The following is a 16,010-nucleotide window of genomic DNA, read 5'->3' as shown; positions in this document are numbered from 1 at the left end:
GTCGATCGCCGGATTGCCGGTGATCGACCCGCCTCTTCTCACTCACGAAGCCGCCGCCACGTCCTTCGTGAGCTGTCCAGGGGTTCAGGCGATGGCGACGCTGAACACGTGGAAGGTGCCGCCCTGGATGGCGCCGGGCAGCGTGATGCTCTGGACCTGCTTGCCGGCCTGCAGGGCGATGGGCGCGGTGGCGAACAGGAACATGTTGATCTGCTGCGAGGTGCCGCTGCCGGCGTTGCGGTACGGCATGGTGACGACGGTCCGGTTGTTGTACGCGACCGGCGCGCCGCCGCCGCCCAGGGCCCAGTCGGAGAAGCCGACGGAGGCGGTCTGGGTGGTGCCGTCGGTGTAGGTGATGGTCAACGTGCCGGAGGCGTTGCCGTTGCCGGCGCTGCCGAGCAGTGACAGCTGGGTGGCCCCGGCGGCGGCGTCGAGGTTGATCGTCTGCCCGCCGGCGTTGACGTTGTCCAGCTCGCCCACCGGCACGTTCGGCCAGACGAACTTCAGGCCGTCGGAGTCGGTGACCGTCGCCCCCGGGGTGACCCCCTTGGCGGCCAGGGCGTTGCGCGAGTAGCTGAAGCCGCCGCCGTCGTAGTTGCCGATCTGCTGGTTGTCGTCCGGCGACGTGCCGACGTTGTTGTACGTGGCACGCAGGCTGCCGGGCTGCGCCACCAGCACGGCGAGCGTGGAGCCGGATATCGCGGATCCGTTGGCGGTGTAGGAGATCGGGATCTGGTACGTCTGCTCGGCGGTCCCCGCCGCCACGGTCACGGTGACGGGAGCGCTGGCCTTGCCGCCGGGATCGGTGGTGAGGTCGCCGGAGGACGGCGTGACCGTCAGCCCGGCGGGGGCGCTGGCGGTCCAGTGCACCTTCGAGCCCTGGCCGGACAGGTCCTGCACGCCGACGTTGGCGGTCGCGCTGCCGCCGGCGGGGGCGACGAGCCGGGACGGGTCGACGAAGGTGCTCTGGTTCACGGCGCCGTCGGTGAACGACGGCGGCGCGTCGGCGTGGGCGGTGCCCCAACTGGTGTTCGGCGTCGCCGACAGCGAGAAGTCCAGCGTGCCACCGGAGTTCACGAACGACTCGGGCAGCCACGGCTTGGTCCAGGTCTGGCCGTTGAGCTTCAGCGAGTCGATGTACGGCGTCGACGTGGACGCGCCCGGGGCGTTGATGGTGATCTTCTGGCCGCCCGGCCGGGTGATCACCGCGCCGGTGAACTCCGGCGTGTTCAGGGTCAGCTCGGCGCGGCCCGGGATCTCCGGGTACAGGCCGAGCGAGGCCCACACGTACCAGGACGACATCTCACCGAGGTCGTCGTTGCCGACCAGGCCGTTCGGCCCGGCCTTCCAGATCGCCTGCCGGATGTTGTTCACCAGCGCCTGCGCCTTGTACGGGGCACCGGTGAAGTCGTAGATCCACGGCGTCTCCAGCGTCGGCTCGTTGCCCAGGAACGCGTGCGGGTCGCTGGTGCCGGCGTTGAGCTTGGTGAAGAACTCGTCCAGCCGCTTGTTCACGGCGTCGTTGCCGCCGAGCGCGGTGACCAGGCCGCTGTAGTTGTACGGCACCATCCACGTGTACTGAGCGCCGTTGCCCTCGGTGTAGCCGCCGGGGTCGGCCGGGTTGAACGGGCTGGCGAACGTGCCGTTGGCCGCGCGCGGCTGGAGGTAGCCGGTCGCCGGGTTGTACAGGTTCTGCCAGTTCTGCGCCCGCTTGATGAAGGTGTTGTACGTGGCCGAGTCGCCCAGCCGCCGCGCGAGTTCGGCGATGGAGAAGTCGGCGCTGGTGTACTCCAGCGTGTCGGAGGCGACGCCGGGGACGTAGCCGAGCTTCATGTAGTTGGCCAGGCCCGGGCGCTCCTCGTAGCCGACGGTCGGCTGCGTGGCGCCGCGTTCCATCAGCAGCAGCGCCTGGTTGGCGTCGAAGTTCTTGGCCCCGAAGGCGTACGCTGTGGACACGATGATGTGGTACGGGTCGCCGTTCATCACGCCGGTGTAGTCGTTGGCGACCGTCCAGCGGTCCCAGGACCCGCCCTGCGCGGCGAACTGCGTCATCGAGTTGGCGATGTCGGAGGTCTCGTTCGGCGCCAGCAGGGCTAGCAGTTGGGTCTCGGACCGGTAGATGTCCCAGCCGGAGAAGTTGGTGTATATCGCGTGTCCCTTGGCGGCCTTGTGTATCTGGCCGTCGAAGCCGGGGTAGCTGCCGTCCGAGTCGGAGAACACGTTGGGCTGCAACAGGGAGTGGTACAGCGCGGTGTAGAAGATGGTCTTCTGGTCGTTGCTGCCGCCGGTCACCTGGATCTGGTTGAGCCGGCTGTTCCACGCCGCGCGGGCCGCCGCCGAGACCTGGTCGAAGGTCTTGTTCGGGTTCTCCGCCTTGATGTTGGCCTTCGCGCCGTCGACCGACACGAACGAGACGCCGACCTTCACGTTGACGGTCGGGTTGACCGTGTTGTCGAAGGTGACGTACGCGCCGCTGCCGGGCCCGGACACGGTGGTGTCCTGCGGCTTCACCGACTGCGAGGTGGCGTTCGCCTTGGCCTTGGACGTCTGCGGGGTGGCGTTGTTCGGGGCGCTGGTCACCGGGGCCTTCGGCAGCGACATGCCGCGCTCGGCGTTCTTGCCGGGCGTCACCGCGCCGTTGTGCCAAGTGCCGGTGCTGGCGAAGTTCTGGTCGAACTGGGCGTAGAAGTACACCCGGTAGTGCGAGTCGGTGCCGCAGAAGTGGCCGCTCGCGGCGTAGCCGCTGATGTAGTTCTTGCCGATGGTCACGGACGCGTCGTCGGTGCCCATGATCGAGCCGGACACGTTGACCAGCAGCGTGGAGGTCGGGCCGACCGGCCAGGTGAAGCGGCCGGCGCCGGTGCGCGCAGTGGTGCTCAGCTCGACCTTGGCGCCGTTGTCCAGGCTCACGCCGTACGAGCCGGCGGTCACCTTCTCGTTGCTGTGCGAGAAGGTCGAGATGTACTTCATCGGGTTGGCCGCGGGCGAGTCGGTGATGTCGCCGACGACCGGCATGAACGGGATGTCCTGGTACGTGTCGCAGCCGGCGCCGGACAGGTGGGTGAGACTGAAGCCCTTGATCCGGTTGTCCTGGTAGTAGTAGCCGCCGTGCTGGAGGGTCACGGTGTCCGGGCTCCACTGCACCATGCCGAACGGCACGTCCGCGCCGGGGTACGTGTTGGCGGCGCCGCCGCCGGTGCCCATGTCGGCGTCACCGGGCTGGGTGCCGATGTAGGGATCCACCCATTGGGCGAGATCCTGGGCCTTCGGCGCGGGAGCGGCGGTCGCGGCGGTGGCCATGAACGGCGACACCACCATCGCCAGCGCCGTGCCGATCACCGCCGCGGCGCGCCAGCGCCGTCTCGGGACTCCGAACATCGTGCGTCGCCTCCCGTGGCTCGAACACAGGTTCGTCGAGCGGCGGGGGTGACAACCTTGTCGCGACACCCGGCGGGCCCGCTCGACCCGTCGGCAACACTGCGGAGAGTGTCCGACCCGCGTCAAGACGCTACCGGAATTCCTGGCCGCTAATGGACAGCGACCGGCGTCCGTATGCAGTAACAACGGGCATTCACACTGTGAACAGCCAAAACTCGACCATGGGCCGGTCTCTGCGCCGTTCGTTCTTGACCGGTTCACAACCATTGACAAGCCCTGTGTGTTTCCGGTGAGATCGCGCCATCATGACAACGTTGTCGAGCCTCGGTCCACGACGGGTCCGCCGCGCCACCATGAGCGACGTGGCGCGACTGGCCGGGGTCAGCATCAAAACGGTCTCCCGGGTCGTCAACGACGAGCCGGGAGTGCACCCCGCCACCGCCGAGCGCGTGCTGGCGGCCATCGACCAGCTCGGGTTCCGCCGCAACCTGGGCGCCCGCAACCTGCGCCGCGGGTCCTCGACCGGCACCATCGGCATGGTCCTCGAGGACGTCGGCAACCCCTTCTACTCGGGCATCACCCGCGCGGTGGAGGAGGTCGCCCGGCAGTACGGGCGGCAGGTGCTCACCGGCTCGTCCGACGAGGACCCCAGCCGCGAGCGCGAGCTCGCGCTGGAGTTCTGCGCCCGCCGGGTCGACGGCATGCTCGTGGTGCCGGCCGGCATGCAGCACGGCTACCTGGTGCCGGAGATGCGGGCCGGCATGCCGGTGGTGTTCCTGGACCGGCCCGCCGGCGACGTCGTCGCCGACACCGTGCTGGTGGACAACATCGGCGGCACCGTGCTGGCCGTCCGCCACCTCGCCGCCCACGGGCACACTCGCATCGCCTTCCTCGGCGACGCCCCCGACATCTTCACCGCCAACGAGCGCCTGCGCGGCTTCCGCGAGGGCTGCGTGCGCGCCGGCATCCGTTACGACGAGGACCTGGTCGCCATGGGTCCGCACGACGAGCGGGGCATCGCCGAGGTGCTGCGCCGCATCGCCGAGCACCGGCAGCCGGCCACCGCCGTGGTCGCCGGCAACAACCGGATCACCGTGCACCTGCTGCGCGTGCTGGCCGGCCGGCCTCACCGCCCCGCCCTCGTCGGCTTCGACGACTTCGAGCTCGCCGACCTGCTCGACCCGCCCGTCACCGTGATCGCGCACGACGCCAGCGCGATCGGCAAGGCCGCCGCCGAACTGCTGTTCTCCCGCCTGGACGGGGACACGTCCCCACCGCGGCGGGTGGTGCTTCCGGTGCGTTTGGTACCCCGTGGATCAGGAGAAATGCGACCGTCATGATCCCCCACTCAGCGAAGCGGGTTGTGAACCCGCAGCTGTCGGCGAGGGACGCCGATAGGCTTGCCGCTGCCGCCCTAGCTGGCTGCCAGGGTGGGCGCTGCGTGTGGACGCATGACTTCGCCCCAGCGGGCAATACCGCGGTCCGCGATGTTGCCCGCCGCGTTGTGGTCGGCGTGCCCAACGAAGCCACAGCCGCCACACATGAACACTGCTTGGGATCTTCGATTTCTGCTGGAGACGTACCTGCACGTCCGACATGTCTGCGACGTGAAAGCCGGATCGACTTCGACCAGGACCACGCCCGCCCCGGCCGCCTTGTACCCAAGGAATCGACCGAGTTGATGGAACGCCCACTGATGCAGCGCGGCCCGTTGGGGCTTGCGAAGCCGTACCCGTTCGCGAATGCCGGCCAACTGCTCGACGGCGATTCCACGTCCGGTGCGTTCAGCCTCGGCCACGATGCTCTTGGAAATGACGTGGTTGACGTCGGTCGCGAAGCGCCGTTCCTTGCGGTTGCGACGCTTCAGCAGACGGCGGGCGGACCGGGTGCCCTTGGTTTGGAGTCGCTGACGCAGCCGGACCTGCCGACGGCGGTAGCGGTTGAGCCGCGATCCGGAGTACCGGACACCATCACTCGTGGTCGCGATGTTGACGACCCCCATGTCAACACCGAGGAAATCGGCCGGAGGACGACAGGTGACCGCCTCGACCTCACGAGTCAGGGCCAGCAACCAAACGCCACGCCGGTGGATCAGATCGGACTCACCGAAGGTGATCCCGCGGAGCTGATCACCTCTGGCCTGTTCGCCAAGTACTCTGATACCCGTCAGACGTCCGCGCACCGTCCAGATGGACGCTGTGGCCGAACTGCTCGCGCCGCTCGCCACAAATCGGAGCGACAGGCATCGGACGTCGTACGCCTGCGCGGAGTCCCGGCGCCATCGATGCCGTCTCGTACGATCGCGCGCGTAGGCCGCAGCAACCTTCCGAATGACGAGAATCGCAGGCTGAGCTGCCAGTCCGAACTCGGATCGCAACTCCCGGTAGTAGGCCTTCTGCATTCTGAACTTGCCGAAAATCTGCTGGGCGTTGGCGCGTTCGGACACCCAGTTCGCAGCAGTGTTGCAGGTGTGCAACGTCGCCAGAAGCGCCGACGCCTGTTCCGGCGTGGGCAGCAATCTGACCTGCAGCACCTGCTTCACATCACAGAAAATCGCACACGTGTTCGACCTTCGGCAAGGTATCGACCGGGTGAACCACAGAGCGGCCGAGACATGCCGAGCCCAGCTCGCCGCCGTCGCATTGGTTGCCATCGATTGGAGTCTCGTTGAGTGACGTTCTGCGGCCCGTGCGGCTGGCCGCCAACCAGCCCCGGCAGTTCTACCGGGGCGGCCAGGCGATCGCCGAGTTGCGTGGCCTGCCGGCCACGGCCGAGTTCGGTCCGGAGGACTGGGTGGGGTCGATCACCACCCAGTTCGGCAAGGACGCCGGCCTGTCGCCGCTGCCGGACGGCACGCTGCTGCGTGACGCGGTGGCGGCGGACCCGACGGCCTGGCTGGGGGCGGCGCACGCGGCGAAGTACGGGGCGGACACGGCGCTGCTGGTCAAGCTGCTGGACGCGGGGCAGCGGCTGCCGGTGCACTACCACCCGTCGGACGCGTTCGCGGCGGACCACCTGAACTGCCGGCACGGCAAGACCGAGGCGTGGATCGTGGTCGGCACCAGCGGCCCGAACCCGACCGTCCACATCGGATTCAAGGCCGACGCGGACCCGGACGTGGTGGACAAGTGGGTGACCGGCCAGGACCGCAAGGCCATGCTGGACGCCCTGAACGCCATCCCGGTCCGGGCCGGCGACACGGTGTTCATCCCGGCCGGCCTGCCGCACGCCATCGGCGAGGGCGTGTTCATCGTCGAACTCCAGCAGCCCACCGACTTCTCCATCACCATCGAGTGGGAGGGCTTCCTGGACGGCCCCGACTCGTGGCATCTCGGCCTGGGGCAGGCCACCGCACTGGAGGCGCTGGACCTGTCCGGCTGGGACCCGAAGCGGCTGGACACGATCGTCAAGCACACCGCGGACCGCCGCGAGCCGGTGGTGGACCTGTTGCCCAACAGCGACTTCTTCCGCGCGCAGCGGCTGCGCGCCGATTCCCCGATCGAGCTGGACCCGTCGTTCGCGGTGCTGGTGGTGCTGGACGGCGAGGGCCGTCTGCACACCGAGGGCGGCGACCCGGTGGCGCTGCGCCGCGGCGACACCGTCGTGCTGCCGCACGCGGCCGGATCGTCCAAGTTGGACGGTGGTCTGGTCGCGGTCAGGTGTCTACCCCCGGAGGTGCGCACATGAGCGAGCTTGCGCGCGAATCATTCAGCGCAGAGCGTCCGCGAACGCGGACACCGAGCGCCAGCGAGGTGCCGCAGTGAGCACGCCGCTGCTGGAGGCGAGGTCGCTCGTCAAGCACTACGGCAGTGTCGAGGCGCTGCGCGGCGCGTCGTTCGAGGTGGCCGCGGGCGAGGTCGTCTCGCTGATCGGCGACAACGGCGCCGGCAAGTCCACGTTCATCAAGTGCCTGTCCGGCGCGGAGCAGCCCGACTCGGGCGAGATCCTGTTGGAGGGCAAGCCGATCCACCTGGACTCGCCGACGACCGCGCGGTCGCTGGGCATCGAGACCGTGTACCAGGACCTGGCCGTCGCGCCGGACCTCGACCCGGCGGCGAACCTGTACCTGGGCCGCGAGATCAAGCGCGGGGGCATCCTCGGCGCGCTGGGCATGCTGGACAAGAAGGAGATGCGCCGCCGGGCCAGCGAGGAGTTCGCCCGGCTCGGCGTCACGCTCCAGAACGTGGACGTGCCGATCGGGGCGCTGTCCGGCGGCCAGCGGCAGAGCGTCGCGGTGGCGCGGTCCGTGGTGTGGGCCAGCAAGGTCGTGTTCATGGACGAGCCGACCGCGGCGCTGGGCGTGGTGCAGCGGGAGCGAGTGCTGGACGTCATCCGCAAGGTCCGCGACGCCGGCATCGGCGTCGTGCTGATCAGCCACAACATGCCCGAGGTGCTGTCGGTGTCGGACCGCGTCGAGGTGCTGCGGCTGGGCAAGCGGGTCGCCCGGTTCACGGCTGGAGACGCGTCGTTGGAGGACCTCGTCGGCGCGATGACCGGCGCGCTGGTGCAGGAGGACGTGTCATGACCGCAACCACGGATTCCGCCCCGCCGCAGGCGGAGAAGCGGCCGCTGGCCAGGCGGCTGGCCGGCGCGAACACGCTGTGGATCGCGCTGGTGCTGCTGGCGCTGATCGTGGTGTTCGCGATCATCGACCCGAGCGGCATCCTCAACGTCACCAACCTCCAGTACCTGCTGATCGAGACGTCGGTGCTGCTGGTGCTGTCGGTCGGCATGACGTTCGTGATCGTCACCTCCGGCATCGACCTGTCGGTCGGCACCGTGCTGGTGTTCTCCGGCGTCGCCTCGGCGCTGACCATGAACGCGCTGTCCGGCGGCGACTCCACCAACGCCGGCTGGGGCGTGATCGCCGTCGGCGGCGTCGTGGCCGTCGGCAGCGGCGCGCTGTGGGGCGTGGTCAACGGGCTGCTGATCGCCAAGGCCAGGATCCCGGCGCTGATCGTCACCCTCGGCTCGTTCGGCGCGGCGCTCGGCGCCGCCGAGTTGCTGACCGGCGGGTCCGACGTGCGCAGCGTGCCGACGGCGCTGGGCAAGGCGCTGGGCTCGGGCACGTCGTTCGGCGGGATCCCGAACATGGTGCTGCTCGCGGCGGTGGTGGCCGCGATCGGCGCGTGGCTGCTGGCCACCACCCGGTTCGGCCGCTACACGTACGCGATCGGCTCCAACGAGGTGGCCGCGCAGCGCACCGGCGTCGGCGTGACCCGGCACCTGGTGCTGGTGTACGCGCTGTCCGGGCTCCTGTCGGGGTTGGCCGGCTTCATGTCGCTGGCGTACTTCACCACCACCACGCTGACCAGCCACAGCACGGACAACCTGAACGCGATCGCCGGCACGGTGCTCGGAGGAACCAGCCTGTTCGGCGGCGTGGGGTCGGTCATCGGCACGGTGATCGGCGTGTTCATCCCGGCGGTGCTCAACAAGGGCTTCGTGATCATCGGGGTGAGCCCGTTCTGGCAGCCCATCGCGGTTGCCATCGTGCTGGTGGCGGCGGTCTGGTTCGACCAGGCCCGCCGCCGGGCACGTAACCAGCGCTGACAGAGTCACTGAAAGGTCTCTCAACGATGACAGACACTCGCAAGATCGCCGGTCTGGCCGCGCTGGCCGCCGTGTCCCTGCTGGCCACCGCGTGCGGCGGCGGCCAGGTCGGGCAGTCCTCCGGCGGATCGTCCTCTTCGGACAACAAGAGCCTCGCGCTGATCCCCGGCATCACGGCCGAGCCGTTCTACATCTCCATGCAGTGCGGGGCCGAGGCCGAGGCGAAGGCCAAGGGCTACACGCTCAAGACGCAGGCGCCGCAGAAGTTCGACCCGGCCGACCAGACGCCTATCGTCACCGGCATCCTGGCCAACAAGCCGGCGGCGGTGCTCATCGCGCCCACCGACGACAAGGCCATGGCCGGCCCGATGAAGCAGCTCAAGACGGCCGGCGTGAAGGTCATCGAGGTCGACACCTCGTTGCAGGACACCTCCGTGGCGGAGTCCTCCATCTCGTCCAACAACGAGCAGGGCGGCAAGCTCGCCGCCGACACGCTCGCCAAGCTCGTCGGCGACAAGAAGGGCTCGGTGCTGGTGCTCAACACCACCGCCGGCACGTCCACGACCGACGCGCGGGAGAAGGGCTTCAAGGAGGAGATCACCAAGTACCCCAACATCACCTACATCGGGCAGCAGTACACCGACAACGACGCCGCCACGTCGGCGCAGAAGGTGACCGCGACGCTGTCCAGCAACCCCGACCTGCTCGGCGTGTTCGCCACCAACCTGAACACCGGCGAGGGCGCGGCGACCGGTCTGCGCACCGCCGGCAAGACCGGGACGGTCAACCTGGTCGGGTTCGACGCCAGCCCGAAGGAGGTCAGCGACCTCAAGGACGGCAGCTTCCAGGCGCTGATCGCCCAGGACCCGGGCACGATCGGCAAGGACGGCGTCGACCAGGCCATCGCGGCGCTGACCGGTGGTTCGGTGACCCGCAACATCTCGACCGACCTGGTGTCCATCACCAAGGACGACATGGACCAGCAGTCGAAGTACTTCTACAAGTCGTCCTGCTGATCTCCAGGGATGGAACACCCGCCCGGTCCCCCGATGCCGGGCGGGTGTTTCTCTGCCTGGAACCTACATTTCGGTGTGACGCTGAGCGGGACGCGCCGGGTCTGTCCGAGACCTGCATTCGGTGTGCCCGAGAGCGCGACTCGCGGGGGTTAGCGGGGGGACTTGGTGGCTGTGCGGGCCGCCTGGTGGGCGCGGGTGGCGGCGGTGGTTGCCTTGGCGGCGGCGGCTTTGGCGCGGCGGACCGATCCCTTGGGGTCCAGGGCCTTGACGCTGGCCTCCAACGCCGTGAGCAGGTCACCGGAGCCGTTGGGCTGGAGCGGCACCTCGGGGCGGATCACCTCGTTGCCGGCGGCCTTGGCCTCGATCAGCTCGTCCAGGGCCTCCCGGTAGGCGTCGGTGTGCTCGCCGGGGTCGAAGTCGCCGGCCAGGCAGTCGATCAGCGCGGTGGCCGCCTTCAACTCGGGCAGTCGGACGTCCACATCCTCGTCCAGGAACGGGAAGTCGGGGGTGCGGATCTCGCCCGGCCACACCAGGGTCTCCAGCACCAGCACGTTGTCCCGCACCCGCACCGCGGCCAGCGACTCCCGCTGCCGGAAGGCGACCTTCACCAGCGCGACCCGGCCGGAGCGGCGCAGCGCCTCGGCGAACAGCACGTACGGGCGGACGCCGTTGGTGTCGGGCTCCAGGTAGTAGCTGCGCGACAGGTACAGCGCGTCGATCTGCTCCGGCGGCACGAAGGCGTGCACGCCGATCGTGCGCAGCGTCGGCACCGGCAGCGTGGCCAGGTCCTCCTCGGTGATCAGCACGACGTCACCCCCGCCGGTGTCCGCCGCCCGCCCGACCTCGGCCGCCGGCACCTCCGCGCCGTCGAGCTCGCAGTACCGGCTCAGCCGGATCCGACCGCCGTCCACGGCGTGCACCTGGTGCAGGCCGAGACCGTGCTCCTCGGTCGCCTTGTACGCCTTGACGGGAATGCTGACGAGCCCGAATCCGATGGCGCCCTTCCAGAAGCTGCGCAAGTCGACCCCTCCTAGACGACCGGCCACTCGACAACGGCGGGGGAAGCACCTCGGTGGCGCGCGAAAACGCTTGCGGTCCAGGGTAATTGGGCTGCGACGCGGGCAGGCTGCTACGAACGGGTGTCGCCGTCGGTGAGATTTTCCAGCAGTGGCAACGATTCCCCGAGCGCATCCGCCGTAGCGTCGGCGGCGTCGGACGCAGCACGCAGTACCTCGCCCAGCGCAGCCAGGGCGGCCGAGTCGCCGACATCCCTTGCCCCGGTTGGGCGGCCGCCGTCCGTGTGACCGGCCAGGTTGCCCAGCGCGACCGCCAGCTGGCGCTGCGCCCGGGCCAGCACCGGCACGATCGCCAGCACGTCGTCCAGGCCGCCGATCGTGGCCGCGCCGGCGAGCTCGGCCGCGCACGCCTCCAGGTGCGTCGCCGCCACCGTCGCCGGCAGGATCGGGGCACTGGTCACCCGCGACATCCTGCCACTGCCGGTTGGATCACCGTCGGTGACTCACCGAAGCCCGGCGATCAGGTCGTCGGCCGCCGCGTACGGATCGACCTCGCCGGTGGCGACCCGCTTGGCCAGCTGGTCCAGCGCCGTCCCGCCGCGCACGTCGGCGAGCCGGGATCGCAGCTGTGCCACGGCGATCGCCTCCACCTCGGCAGCGGCGCGGGCCTGCCGGCGCTGCTCCAGCTCGCCGTGGTCGACGAGCCACGTCCGGTGCTCGTCGATCGCCGTCACCACCTCGTCGATGCCCTCGCCCCGCGCCGCGACGGCCCGCACGACCGGCGGCCGCCAGCTCGGACCGAGCCGTTCCCGGCGGGCCAGCGACAGGCCGTGCTTGAGCTCCCGGACGGTCTGGTCGGCGCCGTCGCGGTCGGCCTTGTTCACCACGAACACGTCGGCGATCTCCAGGATGCCGGCCTTCGCCGCCTGGATGCCGTCGCCCATGCCCGGCGCGACCAGCACCAACGTGGTGTCGGCGAGCCCTGCCACCTCGACCTCGGACTGCCCGACGCCGACCGTCTCGATCAGCACGATGTCGCAGCCGGCGGCGTCCAACACGCGCAGCGCCTGCGGCGTCGCCCAGGACAGGCCGCCGAGGTGCCCGCGGCTGGCCATGGAACGGATGAACACGCCGGGGTCGGTGGCGTGCTCCTGCATCCGCACCCGGTCGCCGAGCAGCGCGCCGCCGGAGAACGGCGAGGTGGGGTCCACGGCCAGCACACCGACGCGAAGTTCCTTGCGCCGCAACGCCGTCACCAGCTGCGAGGTGGTCGTCGACTTGCCTACGCCGGGCGACCCCGTGATGCCGACGACCCGCGCCCGCCCGGTGTGCGGGGCGAGCGCGGCCGCCACGTCCCGCAGGTGCGGGCTGGCGTCCTCGACGAGCGAGATCAGGCGCGCGACCGCCCGTGGCTCGCCCGACCTGGCCCGAGCGACCAGGTCGGGCACGTCGACGGTGCGGGTCACACTCAGGCCTTGGGCACCCGCACGATCAGCGCGTCGCCCTGGCCGCCGCCGCCGCACAGCGCGGCCGCGCCGACGCCGCCGCCGCGGCGCTTGAGCTCCAGCGCCAGGTGCAGCGCGATGCGGGCGCCGGACATGCCGATCGGGTGGCCGAGCGCGATCGCGCCGCCGTTGACGTTGACCTTGTCCTCGGCCAGCCCCAGCTTGCGCGCCGACACCACGCCGACCGCCGCGAACGCCTCGTTGATCTCGACGAGGTCGAGGTCGGCCGGGTCGATGCCCTCCTTGGCGCAGGCCTTGCGGATGGCGTTGGACGGCTGCTCGTGCAGGCTCGCGTCGGGGCCGGCGACCACGCCGTGCGCGCCGATCTCGGCCAGCCAGGTCAGGCCCAGCTCCTCGGCCTTGGCCTTGCTCATCACCACGACTGCGGCCGCGCCGTCGGAGATCTGCGACGCCGAGCCGGCGGTGATGGTGCCGTCCGCGGCGAACGCCGGGCGCAGCTTGGCCAGGGTGTCCACGGTGGTGTCGCCGCGCACGCCCTCGTCGGTGGCGAACAGCACCGGGTCGCCCTTGCGCTGCGGGATCGGCACCGGAACGATCTCCTCGTCGAAGATCCCGTTCTTGGCCGCCTCGGCCGCGCGCTGGTGCGAGCGGGCCGAGAACGCGTCCTGCTCCTCGCGGGTCAGGCCGTAGCGGGAGTTGTACTTCTCCGTCGACGAGCCCATCGCGACCTGGTCGAACGCGCAGAACAGGCCGTCGTAGGCCATGTGGTCCTGGAGCGTCACGTCGCCGTACTTGAAGCCGGCGCGGGACTTGGGCAGCAGGTGCGGGGCCTGGGTCATGGACTCCTGGCCGCCGGCCACCACGATCTCGAACTCGCCGGCCCGGATCAGCTGGTCGGCCAGGGCGATCGCGTCGATGCCGGACAGGCACACCTTGTTGACGGTCAGCGCCGGCACGTCCATCGGGATGCCGGCGGCCGCGGCGGCCTGCCGGGCCGGGATCTGGCCGGCGCCCGCGGTCAGCACCTGACCCATGATCACGTACTCGACCTGCTCGGGGCGGACGCCCGCCCGGTCCAGGGCGCCCCTGATGGCGACGCCACCGAGTTGGGCTCCGGAGAAGTCCTTGAGCGAGCCGAGCAGTCGCCCCATGGGGGTGCGGGCCCCTGCGACGATGACGGAACCGGACACGACGGCCTCCAGCGACGGTGCGGGCGGTGGTCTTGTGGACCATACCGGCCGGTAGCTTTCCCTGTGGCTGTGAGTAGCCGCACAGGTCACTGCATCGTGTCAAGGCTACTACCCTGCACCGACATGAACCTGCGCGCCGAGCTCGCCGGACTTGTCACGGCCATCGACCACGTCGGCATCGCCGTGCCCGACCTGGACGCCGCGATCGCCTTCCACCGGGAGACCTTCGGGCTGGAGGTCAGCCACGAGGAGGTCAACGAGGAGCAGGGCGTCCGCGAGGCCATGCTGCGCGCCCCCGGCGACACCACCGGCGCCGCCGTCCAGCTGCTGGCCCCGTCGCGGCCGGACTCCACCATCGCCAAGTTCCTCGACCGCAGCGGTCCCGGCCTCCAGCAGCTGGCGTTCCGCGTGACCGATGTGGCCGCCGCCTGCGACACCCTGCGGGCCAAGGGCCTGCGTGTGCTGTTCGACGAGCCCAAGCGCGGCACCGCCGACAGCCGCGTCAACTTCGTGCACCCCAAGGACGCCGGCGGCGTCCTCGTCGAGCTGGTCCAGCCGGCCAAGGAGCACTAGAGCAGGCCGGAGGGAATCAATCCCTTGGGTCGCACCACGTCCTGCTGCATACGGGCCACCTGGGCGAGCATCGCGCCGGCCACGCAGGCATCACCATTGCGCCAACAGGCTGGTTACCGGAACCGCGACCGAGCGGCCGGGCGCTCCCGCACGTGTTGATGTCGGGAACGTCTGCGGCAGGGAGCGGTGTGATGAGACGCAGTGACGGCAGATTGAACGCGCCCGCCTGGCTTGGGGTGAGCATCTCGACGTCGTGGCGCGACTACGACCCGGCGGTGGTCGAGGAGGAGTTGGCGCTGCTACGCGCGCACGGCCTGAACCTGACCCGGTCCTTCCCGCTCTGGCCCGACTTCCACCCGAAGCCGGACCGCCTGGACAAGACGATGCTCCAGCGCTACGAGGACCTCCTCGACCGGCACGCGGCGCAGGGCATGGCCACGGTGTCCACGCTGCTGTCGGGCGAACCGAGCTGGTGCGGCGGCCGCGATCCGTACCGGGACGTGTGGCTGGTGGCCAGGCAGGCCTGGCACGTGCGGGAGCTGACCGCGCGCTTCGCCGACCACCCGGCAGTCGCCGGCTGGCTGCTCGAGGCGCCGGCGCGGGACGGGGAAGTCCTGGAGTCATGGGCCCAGCTGATGATCGACGCGGTGCGCGCGGGCGGGGCCCGGCAAGCGGTTTCCCTCGACCACGGGCACGACCCGCGCCGGCTCGCGGCGATCGTGGACTGGACGTGTCCGCAGGCCTCGGACGACGACCCGCTGGGCGTGGCCTTCGCCTGCGAACTGGCCCGGCTGGGCGGGCAGCCGGTGGTACTGAACGACCTCGGCGCGGGATCCGACCACTTCTGCCGGCTGGTGCTGCACGCGACGCTGCTGGCCGGCGCGACCGGCTGGCTGGCCCCGAACGCGCCGTCCAAGCCCCAACTGCTGGAGATGACCCGGTTCGCCGACACCCTCACGGAGATCGACTTCGACCGCTGCGAGCGGCTGCCGGTGGACACTGCGCTGGTCGTGTCGGCCGCCGTGGACAGGTGGTCCTACGTCGCCGCCCGGCAGGCCGACCTCGCCCTGGGGTTCGAGCACGAGGCCGACGGCATCGCCGAGGGCTACCTGCTCTACCTGGTGCCGTCGACGGCCCGGCCGGCCGCGGCCTCGTGGCGGCGGCTGGCGGCGCTGGCCGAGCAGGGGGCGACCGTCTACGCCTCGCACCCGGAACCCGACGAGATGTTCGGCGTGGAGAACCAGCGCCGCTACGGCCGGCCGCATCCCGTGTCGACCGGCCCGGTGCGGTTCACATTCCGCACCGACTTCGCCGGTCTGCACGCCGGTGACGAGTTGGTGTTCGACGCCGGCCACACCTACCTGCCGGTGCGGCCGGTGTCGGCGGAGGTGGTGGCCGTGGACGACGAGGGAAATCCCGCGCTGCTGGTCAAGCGGCACGGGGCCGGGCGGCTGGTGCTGTGCACGTATCCGTTGGAGCAGATGGCAAACGCTTACCGCCTCTACGACGCGCTGGCCGAGGCGGCGGAGGTGTACCGGCCGGTGGCGGTGCCCGACCCCCGGATCCTGGTCGACGGCCTGCGGCACGCCGACGGCCGGGAGTGGTACTGCCTGCTCAACCTGTCCCCGGACCGGGTGACCGCGCGGCCCGGCGCGACACTGCCGCCCTACGGCGTGGAATGGCTGAGCTGCGGCCGCCGACAATGACCGCGATCGGCGCCGCCGATAATTCACGTCATTCACGGAAATTCGGCCATATCTCGACCGGAGTCATAGAGGAACGGATAGTCATCGGCTAGTTTTCCAGTGCTCGACCGCC

General features: G+C 70.2%; 13 protein-coding genes. 7 read left to right on the top strand and 6 right to left on the bottom strand.

Annotation, left to right across the window (positions count from 1 at the left end):
* Positions 1-84: 84 nt before the first annotated feature.
* A complete protein-coding gene (locus BCF44_RS32490; protein ID WP_246015843.1) occupies positions 85-3,378 on the bottom strand; it encodes a GH92 family glycosyl hydrolase in 3,294 nt (1,097 codons plus the stop codon).
* A gap of 353 nt (positions 3,379-3,731) precedes the next feature.
* On the opposite strand from BCF44_RS32490, the gene BCF44_RS32485 reads away from it, so the two are divergent.
* The gene (locus BCF44_RS32485) at positions 3,732-4,718 is read left to right on the top strand and encodes a LacI family DNA-binding transcriptional regulator (RefSeq protein WP_116178255.1); all 987 of its coding nucleotides are present in this window, start codon (positions 3,732-3,734) and stop codon (positions 4,716-4,718) included.
* 74 nt (positions 4,719-4,792) lie between these two features.
* Here the strand turns inward: BCF44_RS32485 and BCF44_RS32480 are convergent, their stop codons facing one another.
* Positions 4,793-5,920, bottom strand: a complete 1,128-nt coding sequence (locus BCF44_RS32480) for an RNA-guided endonuclease InsQ/TnpB family protein (RefSeq protein ID WP_116178254.1) — start codon at positions 5,918-5,920, stop codon at positions 4,793-4,795.
* Positions 5,921-6,045: 125 nt separating this feature from the next.
* Here BCF44_RS32480 and BCF44_RS32475 point away from each other — a divergent pair, with 125 nt between their 5' ends.
* The 4 genes from BCF44_RS32475 (at position 6,046) to BCF44_RS32460 (ending at position 9,947) form a co-directional block, all read left to right on the top strand.
* A complete protein-coding gene (locus BCF44_RS32475) occupies positions 6,046-7,065 on the top strand; it encodes a class I mannose-6-phosphate isomerase (RefSeq protein WP_116178253.1) in 1,020 nt (339 codons plus the stop codon).
* A gap of 73 nt (positions 7,066-7,138) precedes the next feature.
* Positions 7,139-7,903 carry an ATP-binding cassette domain-containing protein gene (locus BCF44_RS32470; protein ID WP_116178252.1) on the top strand — a complete coding sequence of 255 codons (765 nt, stop codon included), beginning with the start codon at positions 7,139-7,141 and terminating at the stop codon, positions 7,901-7,903.
* Positions 7,900-8,931 (top strand): ABC transporter permease, encoded by a 1,032-nt coding sequence (locus tag BCF44_RS32465; RefSeq protein ID WP_116178251.1) that lies wholly within the window; start codon positions 7,900-7,902, stop codon positions 8,929-8,931. The genes BCF44_RS32470 and BCF44_RS32465 overlap by 4 nt, the downstream gene beginning before the upstream one ends.
* A 26-nt stretch (positions 8,932-8,957) precedes the next feature.
* On the top strand, positions 8,958-9,947 hold the full coding sequence (locus BCF44_RS32460; RefSeq protein WP_116178250.1) for an ABC transporter substrate-binding protein: 990 nt from the start codon (positions 8,958-8,960) through the stop codon (positions 9,945-9,947).
* 149 nt (positions 9,948-10,096) lie between these two features.
* Here the strand turns inward: BCF44_RS32460 and ku are convergent, their stop codons facing one another.
* From ku to BCF44_RS32440, 4 genes are all read right to left on the bottom strand, one after another.
* Positions 10,097-10,966 (bottom strand): non-homologous end joining protein Ku, encoded by an 870-nt coding sequence (ku, locus tag BCF44_RS32455; protein WP_116178249.1) that lies wholly within the window; start codon positions 10,964-10,966, stop codon positions 10,097-10,099.
* A gap of 110 nt (positions 10,967-11,076) precedes the next feature.
* The gene (locus tag BCF44_RS32450; RefSeq protein WP_246015841.1) at positions 11,077-11,424 is read right to left on the bottom strand and encodes a hypothetical protein; all 348 of its coding nucleotides are present in this window, start codon (positions 11,422-11,424) and stop codon (positions 11,077-11,079) included.
* Between the two features lie 42 nt (positions 11,425-11,466).
* Positions 11,467-12,429 (bottom strand): methylmalonyl Co-A mutase-associated GTPase MeaB, encoded by a 963-nt coding sequence (gene meaB, locus BCF44_RS32445; RefSeq protein ID WP_116178247.1) that lies wholly within the window; start codon positions 12,427-12,429, stop codon positions 11,467-11,469.
* A gap of 2 nt (positions 12,430-12,431) precedes the next feature.
* Positions 12,432-13,619: an acetyl-CoA C-acetyltransferase gene (locus BCF44_RS32440; protein WP_116178246.1), complete on the bottom strand. Its 1,188-nt coding sequence runs from the start codon at positions 13,617-13,619 to the stop codon at positions 12,432-12,434.
* 123 nt (positions 13,620-13,742) lie between these two features.
* On the opposite strand from BCF44_RS32440, the gene mce reads away from it, so the two are divergent.
* Together mce and BCF44_RS32430 are read left to right on the top strand one after the other, a co-directional pair.
* Positions 13,743-14,192 carry a methylmalonyl-CoA epimerase gene (gene mce / locus BCF44_RS32435; RefSeq protein ID WP_116178245.1) on the top strand — a complete coding sequence of 150 codons (450 nt, stop codon included), beginning with the start codon at positions 13,743-13,745 and terminating at the stop codon, positions 14,190-14,192.
* Between the two features lie 191 nt (positions 14,193-14,383).
* On the top strand, positions 14,384-15,898 hold the full coding sequence (locus BCF44_RS32430; RefSeq protein WP_147328714.1) for a beta-mannosidase: 1,515 nt from the start codon (positions 14,384-14,386) through the stop codon (positions 15,896-15,898).
* Positions 15,899-16,010: the final 112 nt, after the last annotated feature.

Source organism: Kutzneria buriramensis (assembly GCF_003387475.1).
Lineage (GTDB): Bacteria > Actinomycetota > Actinomycetes > Mycobacteriales > Pseudonocardiaceae > Kutzneria > Kutzneria buriramensis.
This window is presented reverse-complemented; position numbering and strand designations above follow the sequence as displayed.

What these genes read in the sequence shown, in the direction of transcription:
- BCF44_RS32490 (WP_246015843.1), bottom strand. Translation starts at nt 3,378, where the DNA reads ATGTTCGGAGTCCCGAGACGGCGCTGGCGCGCCGCGGCGGTGATCGGC.
- BCF44_RS32485 (WP_116178255.1), top strand. Translation starts at nt 3,732, where the DNA reads ATGAGCGACGTGGCGCGACTGGCCGGGGTCAGCATCAAAACGGTCTCC.
- BCF44_RS32465 (WP_116178251.1), top strand. Translation starts at nt 7,900, where the DNA reads ATGACCGCAACCACGGATTCCGCCCCGCCGCAGGCGGAGAAGCGGCCG.
- BCF44_RS32460 (WP_116178250.1), top strand. Translation starts at nt 8,958, where the DNA reads ATGACAGACACTCGCAAGATCGCCGGTCTGGCCGCGCTGGCCGCCGTG.
- mce (WP_116178245.1), top strand. Translation starts at nt 13,743, where the DNA reads ATGAACCTGCGCGCCGAGCTCGCCGGACTTGTCACGGCCATCGACCAC.
- BCF44_RS32430 (WP_147328714.1), top strand. Translation starts at nt 14,384, where the DNA reads ATGAGACGCAGTGACGGCAGATTGAACGCGCCCGCCTGGCTTGGGGTG.